The 14211-nt window shown below is 73.2% G+C and carries 16 protein-coding genes; 8 read left to right on the forward strand and 8 right to left on the reverse strand.

What is annotated here, in order from left to right:
- Positions 1-107 precede the first annotated feature (107 nt).
- A complete protein-coding gene (locus tag BLW78_RS17635) occupies positions 108-1946 on the reverse strand; it encodes an aminopeptidase P family protein (RefSeq protein ID WP_091681110.1) in 1839 nt (612 codons plus the stop codon).
- A gap of 198 nt (positions 1947-2144) precedes the next feature.
- On the opposite strand from BLW78_RS17635, the gene BLW78_RS17640 reads away from it, so the two are divergent.
- Positions 2145-2339: a hypothetical protein gene (locus BLW78_RS17640; RefSeq protein ID WP_244492334.1), complete on the forward strand. Its 195-nt coding sequence runs from the start codon at positions 2145-2147 to the stop codon at positions 2337-2339.
- Here BLW78_RS17640 and BLW78_RS17645 read toward each other — a convergent pair whose 3' ends face one another.
- Both BLW78_RS17645 and BLW78_RS17650 read right to left on the reverse strand, forming a co-directional pair.
- Positions 2340-2528 (reverse strand): ribosome modulation factor, encoded by a 189-nt coding sequence (locus BLW78_RS17645; RefSeq protein ID WP_091681112.1) that lies wholly within the window; start codon positions 2526-2528, stop codon positions 2340-2342. It lies immediately after the preceding gene.
- A 50-nt stretch (positions 2529-2578) separates the two neighbouring features.
- The gene (locus tag BLW78_RS17650; RefSeq protein ID WP_091681114.1) at positions 2579-3499 is read right to left on the reverse strand and encodes a 50S ribosomal protein L11 methyltransferase; all 921 of its coding nucleotides are present in this window, start codon (positions 3497-3499) and stop codon (positions 2579-2581) included.
- Between the two features lie 291 nt (positions 3500-3790).
- Between BLW78_RS17650 and BLW78_RS31405 the strand changes: the two genes are divergently transcribed.
- The 4 genes from BLW78_RS31405 to modB all read left to right on the forward strand — a co-directional run bounded on the left by BLW78_RS31405 (position 3791) and on the right by modB (position 5919).
- On the forward strand, positions 3791-3934 hold the full coding sequence (locus tag BLW78_RS31405; RefSeq protein ID WP_020094149.1) for a hypothetical protein: 144 nt from the start codon (positions 3791-3793) through the stop codon (positions 3932-3934).
- 213 nt (positions 3935-4147) lie between these two features.
- Positions 4148-4288, forward strand: a complete 141-nt coding sequence (locus BLW78_RS17655; RefSeq protein ID WP_234082796.1) for a hypothetical protein — start codon at positions 4148-4150, stop codon at positions 4286-4288.
- A gap of 107 nt (positions 4289-4395) precedes the next feature.
- Positions 4396-5211: a molybdate ABC transporter substrate-binding protein gene (gene modA / locus BLW78_RS17660; protein ID WP_091681116.1), complete on the forward strand. Its 816-nt coding sequence runs from the start codon at positions 4396-4398 to the stop codon at positions 5209-5211.
- 15 nt (positions 5212-5226) lie between these two features.
- Positions 5227-5919 (forward strand): molybdate ABC transporter permease subunit, encoded by a 693-nt coding sequence (gene modB / locus BLW78_RS17665; RefSeq protein ID WP_020094152.1) that lies wholly within the window; start codon positions 5227-5229, stop codon positions 5917-5919.
- A gap of 30 nt (positions 5920-5949) precedes the next feature.
- Here the strand turns inward: modB and BLW78_RS17670 are convergent, their stop codons facing one another.
- Positions 5950-6606: a glutathione S-transferase gene (locus BLW78_RS17670; protein ID WP_091681118.1), complete on the reverse strand. Its 657-nt coding sequence runs from the start codon at positions 6604-6606 to the stop codon at positions 5950-5952.
- Between the two features lie 62 nt (positions 6607-6668).
- Here BLW78_RS17670 and modC point away from each other — a divergent pair, with 62 nt between their 5' ends.
- The 3 genes from modC to BLW78_RS17685 all read left to right on the forward strand — a co-directional run bounded on the left by modC (position 6669) and on the right by BLW78_RS17685 (position 10025).
- On the forward strand, positions 6669-7772 hold the full coding sequence (modC, locus tag BLW78_RS17675; RefSeq protein WP_020094154.1) for a molybdenum ABC transporter ATP-binding protein: 1104 nt from the start codon (positions 6669-6671) through the stop codon (positions 7770-7772).
- 178 nt (positions 7773-7950) lie between these two features.
- Positions 7951-8391: a TadE family protein gene (locus BLW78_RS17680; protein ID WP_234082799.1), complete on the forward strand. Its 441-nt coding sequence runs from the start codon at positions 7951-7953 to the stop codon at positions 8389-8391.
- The gene (locus tag BLW78_RS17685) at positions 8388-10025 is read left to right on the forward strand and encodes a TadG family pilus assembly protein (RefSeq protein WP_091681120.1); all 1638 of its coding nucleotides are present in this window, start codon (positions 8388-8390) and stop codon (positions 10023-10025) included. Before BLW78_RS17680 ends, BLW78_RS17685 begins: the two co-directional genes overlap by 4 nt.
- 49 nt (positions 10026-10074) lie before the next feature.
- Here BLW78_RS17685 and BLW78_RS17690 read toward each other — a convergent pair whose 3' ends face one another.
- From BLW78_RS17690 to BLW78_RS17705, 4 genes are all read right to left on the reverse strand, one after another.
- Entirely contained in the window at positions 10075-10665 is a 591-nt protein-coding gene (locus BLW78_RS17690) for a PAS domain-containing protein (protein WP_020094157.1), read from the reverse strand.
- Between the two features lie 470 nt (positions 10666-11135).
- On the reverse strand, positions 11136-12296 hold the full coding sequence (locus BLW78_RS17695; RefSeq protein ID WP_056534002.1) for a M20 aminoacylase family protein: 1161 nt from the start codon (positions 12294-12296) through the stop codon (positions 11136-11138).
- On the reverse strand, positions 12293-13576 hold the full coding sequence (locus tag BLW78_RS17700) for a GNAT family N-acetyltransferase (protein WP_091681121.1): 1284 nt from the start codon (positions 13574-13576) through the stop codon (positions 12293-12295). Before BLW78_RS17700 ends, BLW78_RS17695 begins: the two co-directional genes overlap by 4 nt.
- A gap of 177 nt (positions 13577-13753) precedes the next feature.
- Positions 13754-14188 carry a lysozyme inhibitor LprI family protein gene (locus BLW78_RS17705; RefSeq protein ID WP_091681123.1) on the reverse strand — a complete coding sequence of 145 codons (435 nt, stop codon included), beginning with the start codon at positions 14186-14188 and terminating at the stop codon, positions 13754-13756.
- Positions 14189-14211: the final 23 nt, after the last annotated feature.

Consider the following 14211-nt stretch of genomic DNA (forward strand, 5'->3'; position numbering starts at 1 on the left):
CGCGCGGGGCGGTCGCGGTTTCACGCGCGGCGTGTCGGGCTCGGCGCGGGCGTTTCCATGGCGTCGGGTCTTACCACGGACCGCGTTCGGGATCCCCTGCGGCCGGCTCACCCCTCGAGCGGCGCCGTCGCCCGCTCGAGCCAGTCGCGCGTCGCGGTGTCGAGCCCGGGCGCCAGGGTCTCGCGGACCCTCGCATGATAGGCGTCGATCCAGGCCCGCTCCCCGGGCTCGAGCAGGTCCGGCCGGATCAGCCGGCGGTCGTAGGGAGCGAGCGTCAGCGTCTCGAAGCCGAGCATCGGGCGCTCCCCGCCCGCGATCGCGCGGGCCTCGACCAGGACGAGGTTCTCGATCCGGATGCCGTAGGCGCCGCGGGCGTAGTAGCCCGGCTCGTTCGACAGGATCATGCCGGGCTCGAGCGCCACCGTGCCGGTCTTGGCGATCCGCTGCGGCCCCTCGTGCACCGACAGGAAGGCGCCGACGCCGTGACCGGTGCCGTGGTCGAAGTCGAGGCCCGCCTGCCAGAGCGGTGCCCGCGCGAAGGCGTCGATCTGGGCGCCGGTCGTGCCGACCGGGAACACCGCCCGGGCGATGGCGACGTGCCCCTTCAGCACCCGCGTGAACCGGTCGCGCATCTCCGGGCTCGGCGCGCCGACTGCGACCGTCCGGGTGATGTCGGTGGTGCCGTCCGGGTACTGCGCTCCCGAATCGATCAGGAACAGCTCGCCCGACTGGACCGCCCGGTCCGTGGCGCGGCTCACCCGGTAGTGGACGATCGCGCCGTTCGGTCCGGAACCCGAGATCGTGGGGAACGAGACCTCGCGCAGATCGCCGCCGGCGGCCCGGAAATCCTCCAGGGCCTCGACGGCGGCGATCTCGGTGAGGCCGCCGGCCACGGCCGCACCGTCGAGCCAGGCGAGGAAGCGCGCGACGCTCGCCCCGTCCCGGACATGGGCCGCGCGGGCGCCCGCGATCTCGGCGGCGTTCTTGACCGCCTTCATGCCGGTTATCGGGTCCTTGCCGACATCGGCCGTGCCGCCGGCGGCCTCGATCTTCTCCTTCACGGCGACGGCGCCCGTGGCCGCGTCGAGGCGGACGCGCGCGCCCGCCAGGGATGCCAGCCCGTCGTCCAGGTCCGCCCGCGGCAGGATCTCGGCGATCGGCGCGAGTTCCGCCCGCAGGGCCGGATCGACGTTCGGAGAGACGAGGTACAGCCGGGCCCGGCCTTCGCGCGGCAGGATGGCGTAACCCAGCGCCAGGGGCGTGTGGGCGACGTCGGACCCGCGCAGGTTGAAGGCCCAGGCCAGGTTGTGCGGGTCGGAGATCACCAGGGCATCGCAGCCGCCCTCGGCGAGCGCCGCCCGGATCCGGGCGAGCTTGTCGGCGGCCCCCTCGCCGCACAGCGCGTCGGGATGGACCACCACCGGACCGGCCGGCGGCCGCGGCCGACCGGCCCAGACCGCGTCGACGAGGTTCGGCACCGCCCGCATGGTCCCGCCGGCGCGGGTCACGGCCCGCTCCAGGCGCGCCAAACCGTCCGGGGTGTGCAGCCAGGGATCGTAGCCGAGTATCTGATCCCGCCGCAGGTTGGCTCCGACCCAGGCCTCCGGCGTCGATTCGGCGAGCGGCACCACCGTGACGAGGCCGGTATCGATCTGCTCGGGCGCCTGCAGCGTATAGCGCCCGTCGACGACCAGTGCCGCGGAGTCCATCAGGATGACGGCCGTCCCGGCCGAGCCGGTGAAGCCCGTGAGCCAGGCCAGCCGCTCGGCGTCGGCGGGAACGTATTCCGACTGGTGCTCGTCGGCCCGCGGCACGACGAAGCCGTCGAGCCCGGTCTCGCGCAAGGCGGCCCGCAGCGCCTCGATCCGCTCGGCACCCTTCCGGTGGCTCGGGTCGTCGAAGCTCTGGAAGCGTTGACGCTGTCGGGACGGATGGGTCTCGGTCATGCGGCGAGCCTAGCGCCCGCCGCTCCCGCGTCGCAACACCCTGTTGTCATGAGAAAGAGGTTGGTCAGAGGTCGGTTGCGGTGCTTAAAGATCGTTAGCAATCTTATCACGCCGCGGATTCTCGCTTATTACTCAGACATGCCACGCCGCGTTTACTACCGGATCAGCGACAGACCCGACGGCCGCTTCGACGCCGTCGTGACGATCGAGCCCGACACGGTCGTCCGCCGCGACGGCTTCGATTCGCTCGCCGAACTCGAAGAGTGGATCGACGGCCTGCGCGCGCTGATGGCGGCGCTCGGCGCGCCGGTGTCGCAGGCGGATGCACCTGGGTCGCCGGCCGAGACCGCGGGCGCGCCTGACCGGCCGGGCCGGCTGCGCACCGCGCGCTGATCAGCCGTCCGTGATCGGCAGGTCCGGCGCCCGGTCCGCGGGTGCCCCATCGTAGCCCTCGATCCAAGCCCGGCGCGCGGGCGAGTCGGCCGGATAGGGGCAGGCATCCTTGGGCCGCCCCTGCGCCCGGGCGCGAGCGCCCTCGGCGATGGGGTCAGCGGGCGGATCGTGGAGCGACGTCTGGCTCATGGCCGGACAACACGCCGGCGCGCGGGGAGTTCGGGGCGATGCCGCGCGGGTCAGCGCCGCGGACGCTGCGCCGCACCGCCGCGCGTCAGGACCAGAGCGACCCACCCCTCGATCACGCCGCGCCGCACGAGGGAGAAGCCCTGGAGGCGGTAGGCGGAGAGCACGCCGGGCACGTCGCGCTCGATCAGGCCGGACAGGACCAACACGCCCTCGGTGGCGACGACCCGCGCCAGGGTCGGCGCCAGGAGCCTGAGTGGCCGGGCCAGGATGTTGGCGAAGACGAGATCGAAGTGGCGCGGCCGGTCGGCGAGGCGGTGGCGGACCCCGGGCCCCTCGTAGAGCTTGAGATAGGGGCCGAGCCCGTTGGCGCGGGCGTTCTCGCGGGCCGTGCGCACAGCCTCCGCGTCGAGGTCGCCGGCCACCACAGGCTGCCGCAGGGCCTTGGCGGCCGCGAAGGCGAGGATCCCGGTTCCCGTGCCGACATCGAGGACGTGGACCGGGCGCCGGCGCTTGAGTTCCGAGACCAGGGCGCGGAGGCAGCCCAGCGTCGTTCCGTGATGCCCGGTCCCGAAGGCGAGGGCGGCCTCGATCTCGATGGCCAGATCGTTGCCCCGGACCGAGTCGCGGTCGTGCGAGCCGTGGACGAGGAACCGGCCGGCCCGGACCGGCTTCAGGCCCTCCAGCGACGCGCGCACCCAGTCCTGCTGGTCGATCGTGCGGAACTCCGCCGCGTCGGCCGCGTCGCCGATGACCGGGCGGATCAGTTCGCGGACGTACTCCTCGTCGGGGGCGTCCGCGAAGTAGGCCTCAAGCCGCCACGTGCGCCCGTCCTCGTCCTCGAAGGCCGCCACCGCGGTCTCCGTGGGATCGAACATCTCGCCGAGGAGGTCGGTCATCGCGCGGGCCGAGCGTTCGTCGGTCAGCAGACGCAGGACGTGGGACGGGCGATGGGGCGGCAGGCCTTCGAGCATGGTGCCCGGCTGTAACGCCGGGGCGCGCCGCAGCCCAGGGGCTGGCGCGAAAAAATCCGGGCCCGGCAAGGGTGAGGCCGCGGGGCAGGGCGGCGGAGCGGACCGGCGACTCCGCCCGTTGTTGCCGGACGGTCACAAGCGCCAATACTTATCTTCTGCGCGACTCAAACCAGTGTCCACAGCCATCACGTGTGCTTAAACAATCTCGGCTTACCCAAGGCCGGACCCTCAACTCGGGCGCGCCGCACTTCCCGGAGCGGCGCGCCTGTTTTGACAGACGATCGTGCTGCCATGACCGCGCCTCTCCTCATCAGCGTCGCCTTCGCGGCCGTGACCGCGGGCGCCGCCACGCTCTGGGCCTTGCTGGTCGCGAACGGCATGAACGGCATGCCGGAGGCGCGCCCGACCGAGCGGCACGACATCCGGACCTGGTGACGGCGCGACACCGATTCGCGCGAGCGGGCGCCCAGGAATGAGGCAGGTTGTTCGCGCGTTAACCAAATGATGTACGGCAGCTGCGGAACTGGCCGACTTGCGCGGCGTTTTTGCCGGCTTTTTACGTGAATCACGATTGAGCAGGGTGCGTACAGCGTGACCAAGTCCCGGCGTTCCGGCCCCCGCGGGCCCGTGGTCGTCAACGGTGCGGCCGTGCCTGCCCGACCACGCGAGCGGATCTTCGGCGGTCCCGCACCGGACGGGCCGCTCCCGGGCCATCTCCTCGTCCTGCTGAGCCGCCTCCACCGGGCCGAAGCCGAGCCCAAGGACCGGCCGGAGGCCAAGCTCGGCTGACGCGCGGTCACCCGGGTGGCCGGGCCTTGGCCGACCGCCCGCGCGCGCCTATGATCCCCGTCGTTCCCCGCCGTATATAGCGGGTCGCGACCGGAGAGATCTGCGTGATGCCCCTGACTCGACGGATCCTGGTCGCCTGCGCGCTCGCGGCGCTGGTCCTCGCGCCGACCGGCAGGGCCGCGCGGGCGGACGAGCCGGTCGTCGTGTTCGCGGCCGCGAGCCTCAAGAACGCCCTCGACGACGCCGCGGCAGCCTGGACGAAGGCGACCGGCAAGACCGCGCGGATCTCCTACGCCGGCTCGAACGCCCTCGCGAAGCAGATCGAGGCGGGGGCGCCGGCGGACCTGTTCATCTCGGCCGACCTCGCGTGGATGGATTACGTCGACCGGGCCGGGCTGCTGAAGGCCGGCTCGCGGATCGACCTCCTGCGCAACGCCCTGGTGCTGATCGCCCCGGGGCCGAAGGACAGCGCGGCGGATCCGCAGGTGGCCCTGGCGCCGAACCTCGGCACCACGCTGACGCGGATCCTCGGCGGCGGGCGGCTGGCGATGGCGACGATCGACGCCGTTCCCGCCGGCAAGTACGGCAAGGCCGCCCTGGAGAAGCTCGGCGCCTGGGACGCCGTGAAGGGGCAGGTCGCCCAGGCCGAGAACGTGCGCGCCGCCCTCCTGCTGGTCGCCCGGGGCGAGGCGCCGCTCGGCATCGTCTACGCCACCGACGCGGCCGCGGACCCGAGCGTCCACGTGGTCGCGACCTTCCCGGCCGACAGCCACCCGCCGATCGTCTATCCGGCGGCGGTGACCCGGGAGTCGCGCAACCCGGATGCCGGGACGCTGCTCGGCTACCTGCGCGGCCCGGAGGCCCGGGGCTCCTTCGAGCGCCAGGGCTTCACGGTGGTCGCGCAGCCCGGCGCCAGCCAGTAGCGGCGCGCCGCCCCCTTGCTCGGGCTCACGCCGGACGAGTGGACCGCCGTCGGCCTGAGCCTGCGGGTGGCGACGGTGGCGACGCTCGCGAGCCTCGTGCCCGGACTCGCCGTGGCGTGGCTGCTGGCGCGGCGCCGGTTCCCCGGCCGCGCCCTGCTGGACGGGCTGGTCCACCTGCCGCTGATCCTGCCCCCGGTCGTGACCGGCTACCTGCTGCTGCTGGCCTTCGGCCGGCGCGGCCCGCTCGGCGCGCCCCTCGCCGAGATCGGCGTGGTCTTCTCCTTCCGCTGGACCGGGGCGGCGCTGGCCTGCGCGGTGATGGGCTTCCCGCTCATGGTGCGGGCGATGCGGCTGTCGATCGAGGCCGTGGACCGGCGCCTGGAGCAGGCGGCCGGGACGCTGGGCGCGAACCCCTTCGCGGTGTTCCTGACGATCACGCTGCCCCTCAGCCTGCCCGGGTGCCTCGCGGGCGCCGTGCTGGCCTTCGCCAAGGCGATGGGGGAGTTCGGCGCGACCATCACGTTCGTCTCGAACATCCCGGGCGAGACCCAGACCCTGCCGTCGGCGATCTACACGCTGACGCAGGTTCCGGGCGGGGAGGGGCCGGCCCTGCGCCTCACCCTGATCTCGATCGCGCTGTCTGTCGCGGCGCTGCTGGTGTCGGAATTCCTGGCGCGGCGGGCCGGTCGGCGCCTGGGGGCGGGCTGAATGGCGATCGATCCGGGGCGGGACGCCCGCTCAGGCATACGCGTAGGGCCCGCCCTGCTGCAGCGCCCTCTGATAGGCCGGACGGGCATGGATGCGCGCGAGCCAGTCCGCGACGCGCGGGCCCGCGCCCGTGCCGCGCGCCGCGAAGGCCTCCAGCGGGAAGCTCATCAGGATGTCGGCCGCGGTGAAATCGGCGCCGCAGAAATACGGGCGGCCGGCGAGTTCCGTCTCCCAGAAGGCCGCGTGCCGGCGCAGGTCCGGATCGACGAAGCCCCGCAGCACCGTGTCGGCGATCCGCCGGACGAGGGGCCGCAGCGGCCAGGGACTGCCCGGTGCCAGCCGCCCGAAGACCAGCTTCAGCAGCAGCGGCGGCATCGCCGAGCCCTCGGCGTAGTGCGACCAGTAGACGTAGCGCCGCCGCTCCTCCGTCCCGGGCCCGGGCACCAGCCGCGCGCCGGCCAGATCCGTCAGGTAGGCGACGATCGCGCCGGTCTCGGCGACCACCGTCCCGCCGTCGGTGATCACCGGCGCCTTGCCCAGCGGGTGGACGGCCAGGAGTTCAGGGGGCGCGCGCAGGGTCCGCGGATCGCGGGCGTGGCGGATCACGCGGTAGGGCAGCTCCAGTTCCTCCAGCAGCCAGAGCACGCGCTGCGAGCGGCTGTTCTCGAGGTGGTGGACCGTGATCATCGCGGGCAAGTCCGGGCCGGCGCCGGGACGCGCCGGGGCTCCTGTTACGCGAGTCTGTCCGCGTGAGCATCCAGGTCGACGTTCAGCTCCGGCGCGGCGCCTTCGCGCTCGCGGCCGCCTTCGAGGCCGGGCCGGGGCTGACCGCCCTGTTCGGGCGCTCGGGCTCGGGGAAGACCACGCTGATCGACCTGATCGCCGGCCTCGCGCGGCCGGACCGGGGCCGGATCGTCGTCGGCGGCACCCCGTGGGTCGACACCGCGTCCGGCCTGGTGCTGCCGTCGCACCGGCGCCACGTCGGCGTGGTGTTCCAGGACGCGCGGCTGTTCCCGCATCTCAGCGTCCGGACCAATCTCGGCTACGGCCGGGTCTTCGCGCGGCGCCGCGCCGACCCGGCGGCCTTCGCGGCCGTGACCGACATGCTCGGCATCGACCATCTCCTCGACCGGCGGCCCGCGGGTCTCTCGGGCGGCGAGCGCCAGCGGGTGGCGATCGGCCGAGCGCTGCTGGCGAGGCCGCGCCTCCTGCTGATGGACGAGCCCCTCGCGGCCCTGGACGAGGCCCGCAAGGCCGAGATCCTTCCCTACATCGAGCGCCTGCGCGACGAGGCCGGCGTGCCGATCCTCTACGTCAGCCACGCCGTCTCCGAGGTGGCCCGGCTCGCCAACACGGTGATCGTGCTGGAGGCCGGGCGGGTGGCCGCCGCCGGCCCCGCGGAGACGATCCTGCGCCGCGCCGATCTCGTGCCGATCCACGAGGCCGAGGCCGGCGCGCTCCTCGACATGGTCGTCGAGGCCCTCGACGCTGCCACCGGGCTCACGCGCCTGACGGGCGCCGCCGGGAGCCTGCTGGTGCCGGGCCTGTCGCGCCCGGCCGGGACGCGGCTGCGGGTGCGCATCCCCGCCCGCGACGTGCTCGTCGCCACCGAGCCTCCCCGCGGCCTCAGCGCCCGCAACGTGCTGGCCGGCCGGATCTGCGGCCTGACGGCCGCGGGCGCCGAGACGGCGGTGGAGATCGACTGCAACGGCGCCCGTCTCGTGGCGCGCGTGACCGGCGCGGCCGTCCGCGAACTCGGCCTCGCCCCGGGGCGCGAGGTCCACGCCATCGTCAAGAGCGCGTCCTTCGATCCGGCGGGGATCGGCCTGCTGCGGCCTCCGCGGGCGATCTGAGACCGCGACACGGCTCGGCGCGACGAGCCGGTCGAGCCCGGGAGGCGCACCCGGGACGCGAACCACTCGCTTTGGTTGTAAAATTGAGCATTAAAACAACCATTAGTTAGAACATCGCCGCCACGATGGATCGTGCAGTGGTCGTGCTGCGCGAGTCGCGGAGGGCGATGCGATGGGCATGCGGCGCTTGCGCCGGCGGAGCGCGCCGAACGGGTGGACCTGCCGGCGCGGCAGTTCCGCGGTGGAGTTCGCCCTCGTGGCACCCGTGCTGTTCCTGCTCTTCGCCGGGATCGCGGTGTTCGGGATCTGCCTCGGCGCCGCCCACAACCTCCGCCAGATCGCCGCCGAGGCGGCCCGCGCCTCCGTGGCCGGCGTCACGGATGCCGAGCGCGCGAACCTCGCCCAGTCCATGGTGAACCGGAGCCTGAGCGCCGGCGCGATGTTCCGGCCGGGCAGCATCGTCGTGCAGGTCGGGCCGGATCCCAGCGACGCGACGGTGTACACGGTCACCGTCACCCTCGACGCCAACACGCTCGGCATCAACGCCTTCGCGCGCCTGCTGCCGATGCTCCCGACCGTGCTGCGCAGCACCGTCAGCGTCCGGAAGGGCGGCCTGTGATCGGCCGGGGCGGGCGCCTGCATCGCTTCGGGGCCGCACGCGGCGGCAACGTCGCGATTCTGGTGGCGCTCGGCAGCGCGATGCTGATGGGGGCGGGCGCGGTCGGGATCGATCTCGGCCTGGTCTTCCAGGCGCGGCGCAAGGCGCAGGGGGCGGTGGACATCGCCGCCATGCTGGCGGCCGTCGATCCGAGCCAGGCCGACACGGTCGCCCGCCGCTCCCTCGGCGACAACGGCTACGGCGCGGCGACCGCCACGGTCGCGCCCGGCAGCTACGACGCGAGCACCAAGGGCGTCGCCCCGGGCGGCCGGTTCAGCGCCGGCGGCAGCCCGGCGAACGCGGTGCGGGTCGGCCTCGCGACCTCGGTCCCGGTGACCTTCGGCCGGGCGATCGGCCTGCCCGCCGCGGTGCCGCTGCGGGTGACCGGCACCGCCGCGAGCGCGCAATTCGCCGCCTTCACGATCGGGTCCGGCACGCTGAAGCTCGACGGCGGCATCGCCAACGCCCTGCTCGGCGCGCTGCTCGGCGCCAAGCTGTCGCTCAGCGTCAGCGACTACGATGCCCTGGCCAGCGCCCGCGTCGACGGGCTGCGCGTCCTCGACGCCCTCGGGGCGAGCCTCAACATGCAGGCCGCGAACTACACCGACATCGTTCAGGCGAATGCCAGCGTCGGTCAGATGCTGATGGCGCTCCGGGTCGCCGCGGCGGACAACGGCAGCGCGGTGGCGGCCCTGTCGGGGATCCTCAACGCCCTGCCGAATGCCGGAAACCTCGTCGCGATCGGCCAGGTGGACGGGCTCGGCGACGCCGCCGCGCTGGCGCCGCCGCGGGGCTTCGCCGGCCCCTCGCTCAACGTGCTGAACCTGCTGGGCGCGGCCGCCTCCCTGGCGAACGGCCAGAATCAGGTGGCGATCGATCTCGGAGCCACGGTGCCCGGCCTGCTCTCGACCCGCCTGACCCTGGCGATCGGAGAGCGCAAGCGCAGCTCCGGCTGGGTCCGGCCGGGCAGCCGGAACGCCACCGTGCAGACGGCGCAGACCCGGCTGCTGATCGAGACCACCGTCACGGCGCTCGGGCTCGGAACCATCACCCTGCCGGTCTACGCGGAGGTGGCACCCGCGCAGGCGACCCTGCGGTCGCTCAGCTGCGCCGGGTCCGGCGGACGCAAGGTCACCCTCGACGCGCAGACGGGACTGGCGACGCTGGCGATCGCGCAGGTGCCGCGCACCGCGATCAACGGGGGCAGCGCGAGCCCCGACCTGTCGCAGCCCGCGCCCCTGGTCACGGTGCTCGGGATCACCGTCTCCGGGCGCGCCCTGGCGACGCTCGGCACCGGGTCGCAGACCCTCGTGTTCTCGGACGCGGACATCGCCAACCACACGGTGCGCACGGTCGCCTCGGGCAACCTGACCCAGTCGCTCACCGGCAGCCTGCTGCGCAATCTCGTGCTGAGCGTCGGCGACGTCGGCGTGCCGCCGCTGATCCAGTCCACCCTGACGACCGCCCTGGGCACCGTGACGCCGGGTGTCGACCTCGTGCTCGACACCGTCCTGCGCAGCCTCGGCCTGCGTCTGGGCTACGCCGATCTCGAGGTCGACGGCACCCTCTGCAACCAGGCCGTGCTGGTGCAGTGAGCCGGGCCGGACGGCCCGGCAGAGCCCCGACAGGACGCGGCAGCCCCGCTCAGTGGCCGCCGCGGCGCGCACCGGTCGTGGAGGCCTTGGCGATGCGCCGTCCGAGGTGCAGCAGCAGCATGTCGATCAGGAGTTGAAGCTCGGAATCCGCCACCCCCTCCAGGGCGTCGCGGCATTCGAGAGCGCGGTCGACCGCCTGGGTGAGCGCGTCCGCGGGCTCGGGCATCGCGCGCGTCGCCGACGGCTCGTCGGTCACGTCGATGATGACACCGTGCCCGAGGCGCCGGCTCGACGCGCCCGGCGGGATCCGGCCGCGATCGAGGATCCGGCGGACCTGCCCCGAGGGCGACAGCGTCCGGTACTCGGCCACGAACAGGCCGCCGCGCTCGCGCAGAGCCTTGAACTGCCGCACCACGGCCGGCCGATCCTCGGGATGGACGCAGGCCTTGGCGACCGAGAGCGGAAGGGGGCGCCCGGCGAGCCCGGCATCCCCGGCCAGCACCTCGGCGGCGCCGGCATCGAGGACGCACCGCTCGGCGCGCGGCGACCACGACCACGCGCCGATGATCCCGGAGGCGTCGAGGGCGGCCGAGAGGTCGACCGGCCGAGGGCGGGGGCCCTGGATTGCGTCGGCCATCATGGGCGAACTCCGGTTCCAGCGCGCACCGTGCCCGCCTTCGTCGGAGACATACAACCGCTGATGGAATTAATGAGCAGTTAACTCAACTCGATAGCCCGTGAAGCATCAACGGCATTCCCCTGCGCGGACGGCGGAATCCCGATCGTCGGGCCGCCGGGCCGCGCCGATCGGGGCCGGGATCGACCCGCTCAGGTTGCAATCGCGGTCGCGCCTCAGCCGAGCTGCGTGAGCAGCGTGAAGGCGCCGAAAATCAGGACCGCCCCCACCGAGGCGGCGAGCAGGATGAGCGCCGCGCGCGATTCCCGCATCTCCGGTGACATGGCGCCCTCCCTTCGCGGCCCGCGTTGGCTCGCGGGCGAGTTCCGTCAGGATTCGCACCGGCCGGCCGCGCTGTCGACGGCCGGACGGGCTCGCGCGGCGACATCGCCCGCCATCCGGAAAGTCCCGGAGGGCGGGCACGGCGCCCGGCGTCAGGCCGCGGTGCGGCGCTCGACCATCCGCGCCAGGAAGGCGCTGCCGATCGGGATGATCGAGTCGTCGAAGTTGTAGCCGGCATTGTGCAGGCCGGGCCCCGGATTGGCGCCGAGCCAGACATAGGCGCCGGGGACCGCCATGGTCATGTCGGCGAAGTCCTCGCTGCCCATCTTGGGCACGACGTTCGACTCGACCTTGTCGGCGCCCAGGAGCTCGGTGGCGACCTCCGTGGCGGCGGCCGCCTGCGCGGGGGCGTTCTCCAGGACGGAGAACACGTCCTGCAGGTCGACCGTGACCTCGGCGCCGTAGGCCGCGCCGAAGCCGGCCGCCAGCTCGCGCATGCGGGTTCCGGCGAGCGCCCGGATCTCCTTGTCGAAGGTGCGGATCGTGCCGGCGAGGTGGGCGGTCTCGGGGATCACGTTGTAGGCGGAGCCCGCCTCGATCCGGGTGATCGACAGCACGATGGACTTCAGCGGGTCGGCGTTGCGCGACACGATCGACTGGAGCGCCTGGGCGAGGCCGGTGGCGATGATGATCGGGTCGACGCCCCGGTGCGGCTGGGCGGCGTGGATGCCCTTGCCGCGGATGTGGATGTCGAAGAAGTCCGCCGCCGCCATGATCGGCCCCGGCCGCAGCTTGATCATGCCGTGGCCGCCGCCGGGCTGGTTGTGCAGGCCGTAGATCTCGTCGCAGGGGAAGCGCTCGAACAGGCCGTCCTTCAGCATGGCCCGGGCGCCGCCACGGCCCTCCTCGGCCGGCTGGAACACGAACACCGCGGTGCCGTCGAAATCGCGGGTCTCGGCGAGGTAGCGCGCCGCGCCGACCAGCATGGTCGTGTGCCCGTCATGGCCGCAGGCGTGCATCTTGCCCGCGTAGGTCGAGCGATAGGGGAGGTTGGTCTCCTCCTCGATGGGCAGGGCGTCCATGTCGGCGCGCAGGCCGATGCGCTTGCCGTTGTCGGTGCGGCCCTTGAGCAGGCCCACCACCCCGGTGCCGCCGACGCCGCGATGCACCTCGCAGCCGAACGTCTCGAGGAGGTCGGCCACGATGCCGGCGGTGCGCACCTCCTCGAAGCCGAGCTCCGGATGGGCGTGCAGGTCGCGGCGCAGGGCCGTCAGCTCGTCGGCGTAGGTCTTGATGCGGTCGATCGGGCTCATGGCTCGGAACTCTCGGGGGGTGAGGTGGTGGACGACGCGGTTCGGGACGGTGTCGCGCCCGCGCAGGCGTCGCCCGCGTCCGCGCGCCGGAACGGCGTCAGCGTGTCGAGGACGTCGACCGCCTCGGCGACGTGGGCGCGCTCCCGCTGCAAGTAATCGGCCACCGCGCGGCGCAGCGCCGGGTCGGCGATGTCGTGGGCCGAGTGCATCAGGACCGGCCGGTAGCCGCGGGCGAGCTTGTGCTCGCCCTGGGCACCCGCCTCGACCCGCTTCAGGCCCCGGGCGATCGCGAAGTCGATCGCCTGATAGTAGCAGATCTCGAAATGCAGGAAGGGGTGATCCTCGATGCAGCCCCAGTTGCGCCCGTAGAGCGCGGTATCGCCGATGAGGTTGATCGCCCCCGCGATGTAGGCGTCCCCGCGCTTCGCCATCACGAGGAGCACCCGGTCGGCCATGCGCTCGGACAGGAGCGAGAAGAACCGGCGGTTGAGGTAGGGCCGCCCCCACTTCCGCGAGCCCGTGTCCATGTAGAAGGCGTAGAACGCGTCCCAGTGGGCCTCGGTGATGGCCGCGCCGGTCAGGTGTTCCACGGTGATGCCGGGCGCCAGGGCGTCGCGGCGCTCCTTGCGGATGGTCTTGCGCTTGCGCGAGGCGAGGGCGGACAGGAAGTCGTCGAAGGTCGCGTAGCCGTCGTTCTGCCAGTGAAACTGCTGGTCGGTGCGCTGCAGGAAGCCGGCCGCGCCGGCGCGCTCCCACTCCGTCTCGCGCATGAAGGTGACGTGGATCGAGGAGGCCTTGGTCTCGCCCCGCAGCGCCCGCAGGCCCGCGACGAGGCCGGCCGTGGCCTCGTCGGGATCGGCCCCCGGGGCGATCAGGAAGCGTGGCCCGGTCACCGGCGTGAACGGCACGCTGACTTGGAGCTTGGGGTAGTAGGCGCCGCCGGCCCGCTCGTAGGCGTCGGCCCAGCCGTGGTCGAAGACGTACTCGCCCTGGCTGTGCGATTTCAGGTAGCAGGGCGCGACGCCGAGGCGGACGCCGTCGCGCTCGACCGAGACGTGGAGCGGCAGCCAGCCGGTCCTGCGCGAGACGCAGCCCGAATCCTCCAGCGCCGACAAGAAAGCGTGCGACAGGAAGGGGTTGTGGGTCTCGTCGCCCGCCGCCAGGGTCTCGGGCGAGAAGGCGCAGGCATCCCATTCCGCCGCGCCGATCTCCTTCAATCCGGGAAGCGCCCGCACGGTCAGTGCGGCGGTCTCCGGCGTCGGCCCGGGTGCTTGCTTCATGGGCCGGACTCTAGCCCCTGACCGGCCGGGGGCAAGCGGGCGGATGCGCGCGGCGACCATGGCAGCGTTGTCAGACGGCCGCCGACGTCACCCGCCCCGCGCTTTCGCGCGGCCTCCAGGACGGCGCGCGGCGACGCGCGCGCGCTCCGAACCGGACGGCGCCGTCGCGGCCCGCGCTCACTCGCCGAGGCGGCCGACGCACGACACGTCGTCCGCCTTGCAGTCGAGGTATCCCTTCAGGACCTTGATCCGCGCGTCGGTCAGCCCCTTCAGGCAGCCGTTGTACTCCATCGCGTAGGCCGAGCCCCCGTCGAGACCCATGGTCTCGAGGAAGCAGGTCGCGTCCCGGTACGACAGCCAGGCCTTCTGGGCGCCCCGCAGGGCGTCCTTCGTCTTCGGGCCGATCTTCTTCATCAGCTGCCCGTAGACGGCGTTCAGCGCCGTGTCGGCGGCCCGGTAATCGGCAGCCGCGCAGGCGTTGAGATCCGCCTGGGTCGTGCCCGCGCACTGGTCGGCCGCCGAAGCGGGCGCCGGGGAGAGCAGGGTGGCGGCGAGGGCGAGGCCCCCGCAGAGCCGCGCGAAGCGGGCGCGGGCGTCACTCGAAGCGGTCATGGCGATCTTGGTCGGACAGAATC

Origin of the sequence: Methylobacterium sp. 275MFSha3.1 (genome assembly GCF_900108435.1) — a bacterium.
Taxonomy (GTDB): Bacteria; Pseudomonadota; Alphaproteobacteria; order Rhizobiales; family Beijerinckiaceae; genus Methylobacterium.

What these genes read in the sequence shown, in the direction of transcription:
- BLW78_RS17635 (WP_091681110.1), bottom strand. Translation starts at nt 1,946, where the DNA reads ATGACCGAGACCCATCCGTCCCGACAGCGTCAACGCTTCCAGAGCTTC.
- BLW78_RS17645 (WP_091681112.1), bottom strand. Translation starts at nt 2,528, where the DNA reads ATGAGCCAGACGTCGCTCCACGATCCGCCCGCTGACCCCATCGCCGAG.
- BLW78_RS17650 (WP_091681114.1), bottom strand. Translation starts at nt 3,499, where the DNA reads ATGCTCGAAGGCCTGCCGCCCCATCGCCCGTCCCACGTCCTGCGTCTG.
- BLW78_RS31405 (WP_020094149.1), top strand. Translation starts at nt 3,791, where the DNA reads ATGACCGCGCCTCTCCTCATCAGCGTCGCCTTCGCGGCCGTGACCGCG.
- modA (WP_091681116.1), top strand. Translation starts at nt 4,396, where the DNA reads ATGCCCCTGACTCGACGGATCCTGGTCGCCTGCGCGCTCGCGGCGCTG.
- BLW78_RS17670 (WP_091681118.1), bottom strand. Translation starts at nt 6,606, where the DNA reads ATGATCACGGTCCACCACCTCGAGAACAGCCGCTCGCAGCGCGTGCTC.
- BLW78_RS17680 (WP_234082799.1), top strand. Translation starts at nt 7,951, where the DNA reads ATGCGGCGCTTGCGCCGGCGGAGCGCGCCGAACGGGTGGACCTGCCGG.
- BLW78_RS17690 (WP_020094157.1), bottom strand. Translation starts at nt 10,665, where the DNA reads ATGATGGCCGACGCAATCCAGGGCCCCCGCCCTCGGCCGGTCGACCTC.
- BLW78_RS17695 (WP_056534002.1), bottom strand. Translation starts at nt 12,296, where the DNA reads ATGAGCCCGATCGACCGCATCAAGACCTACGCCGACGAGCTGACGGCC.
- BLW78_RS17700 (WP_091681121.1), bottom strand. Translation starts at nt 13,576, where the DNA reads ATGAAGCAAGCACCCGGGCCGACGCCGGAGACCGCCGCACTGACCGTG.
- BLW78_RS17705 (WP_091681123.1), bottom strand. Translation starts at nt 14,188, where the DNA reads ATGACCGCTTCGAGTGACGCCCGCGCCCGCTTCGCGCGGCTCTGCGGG.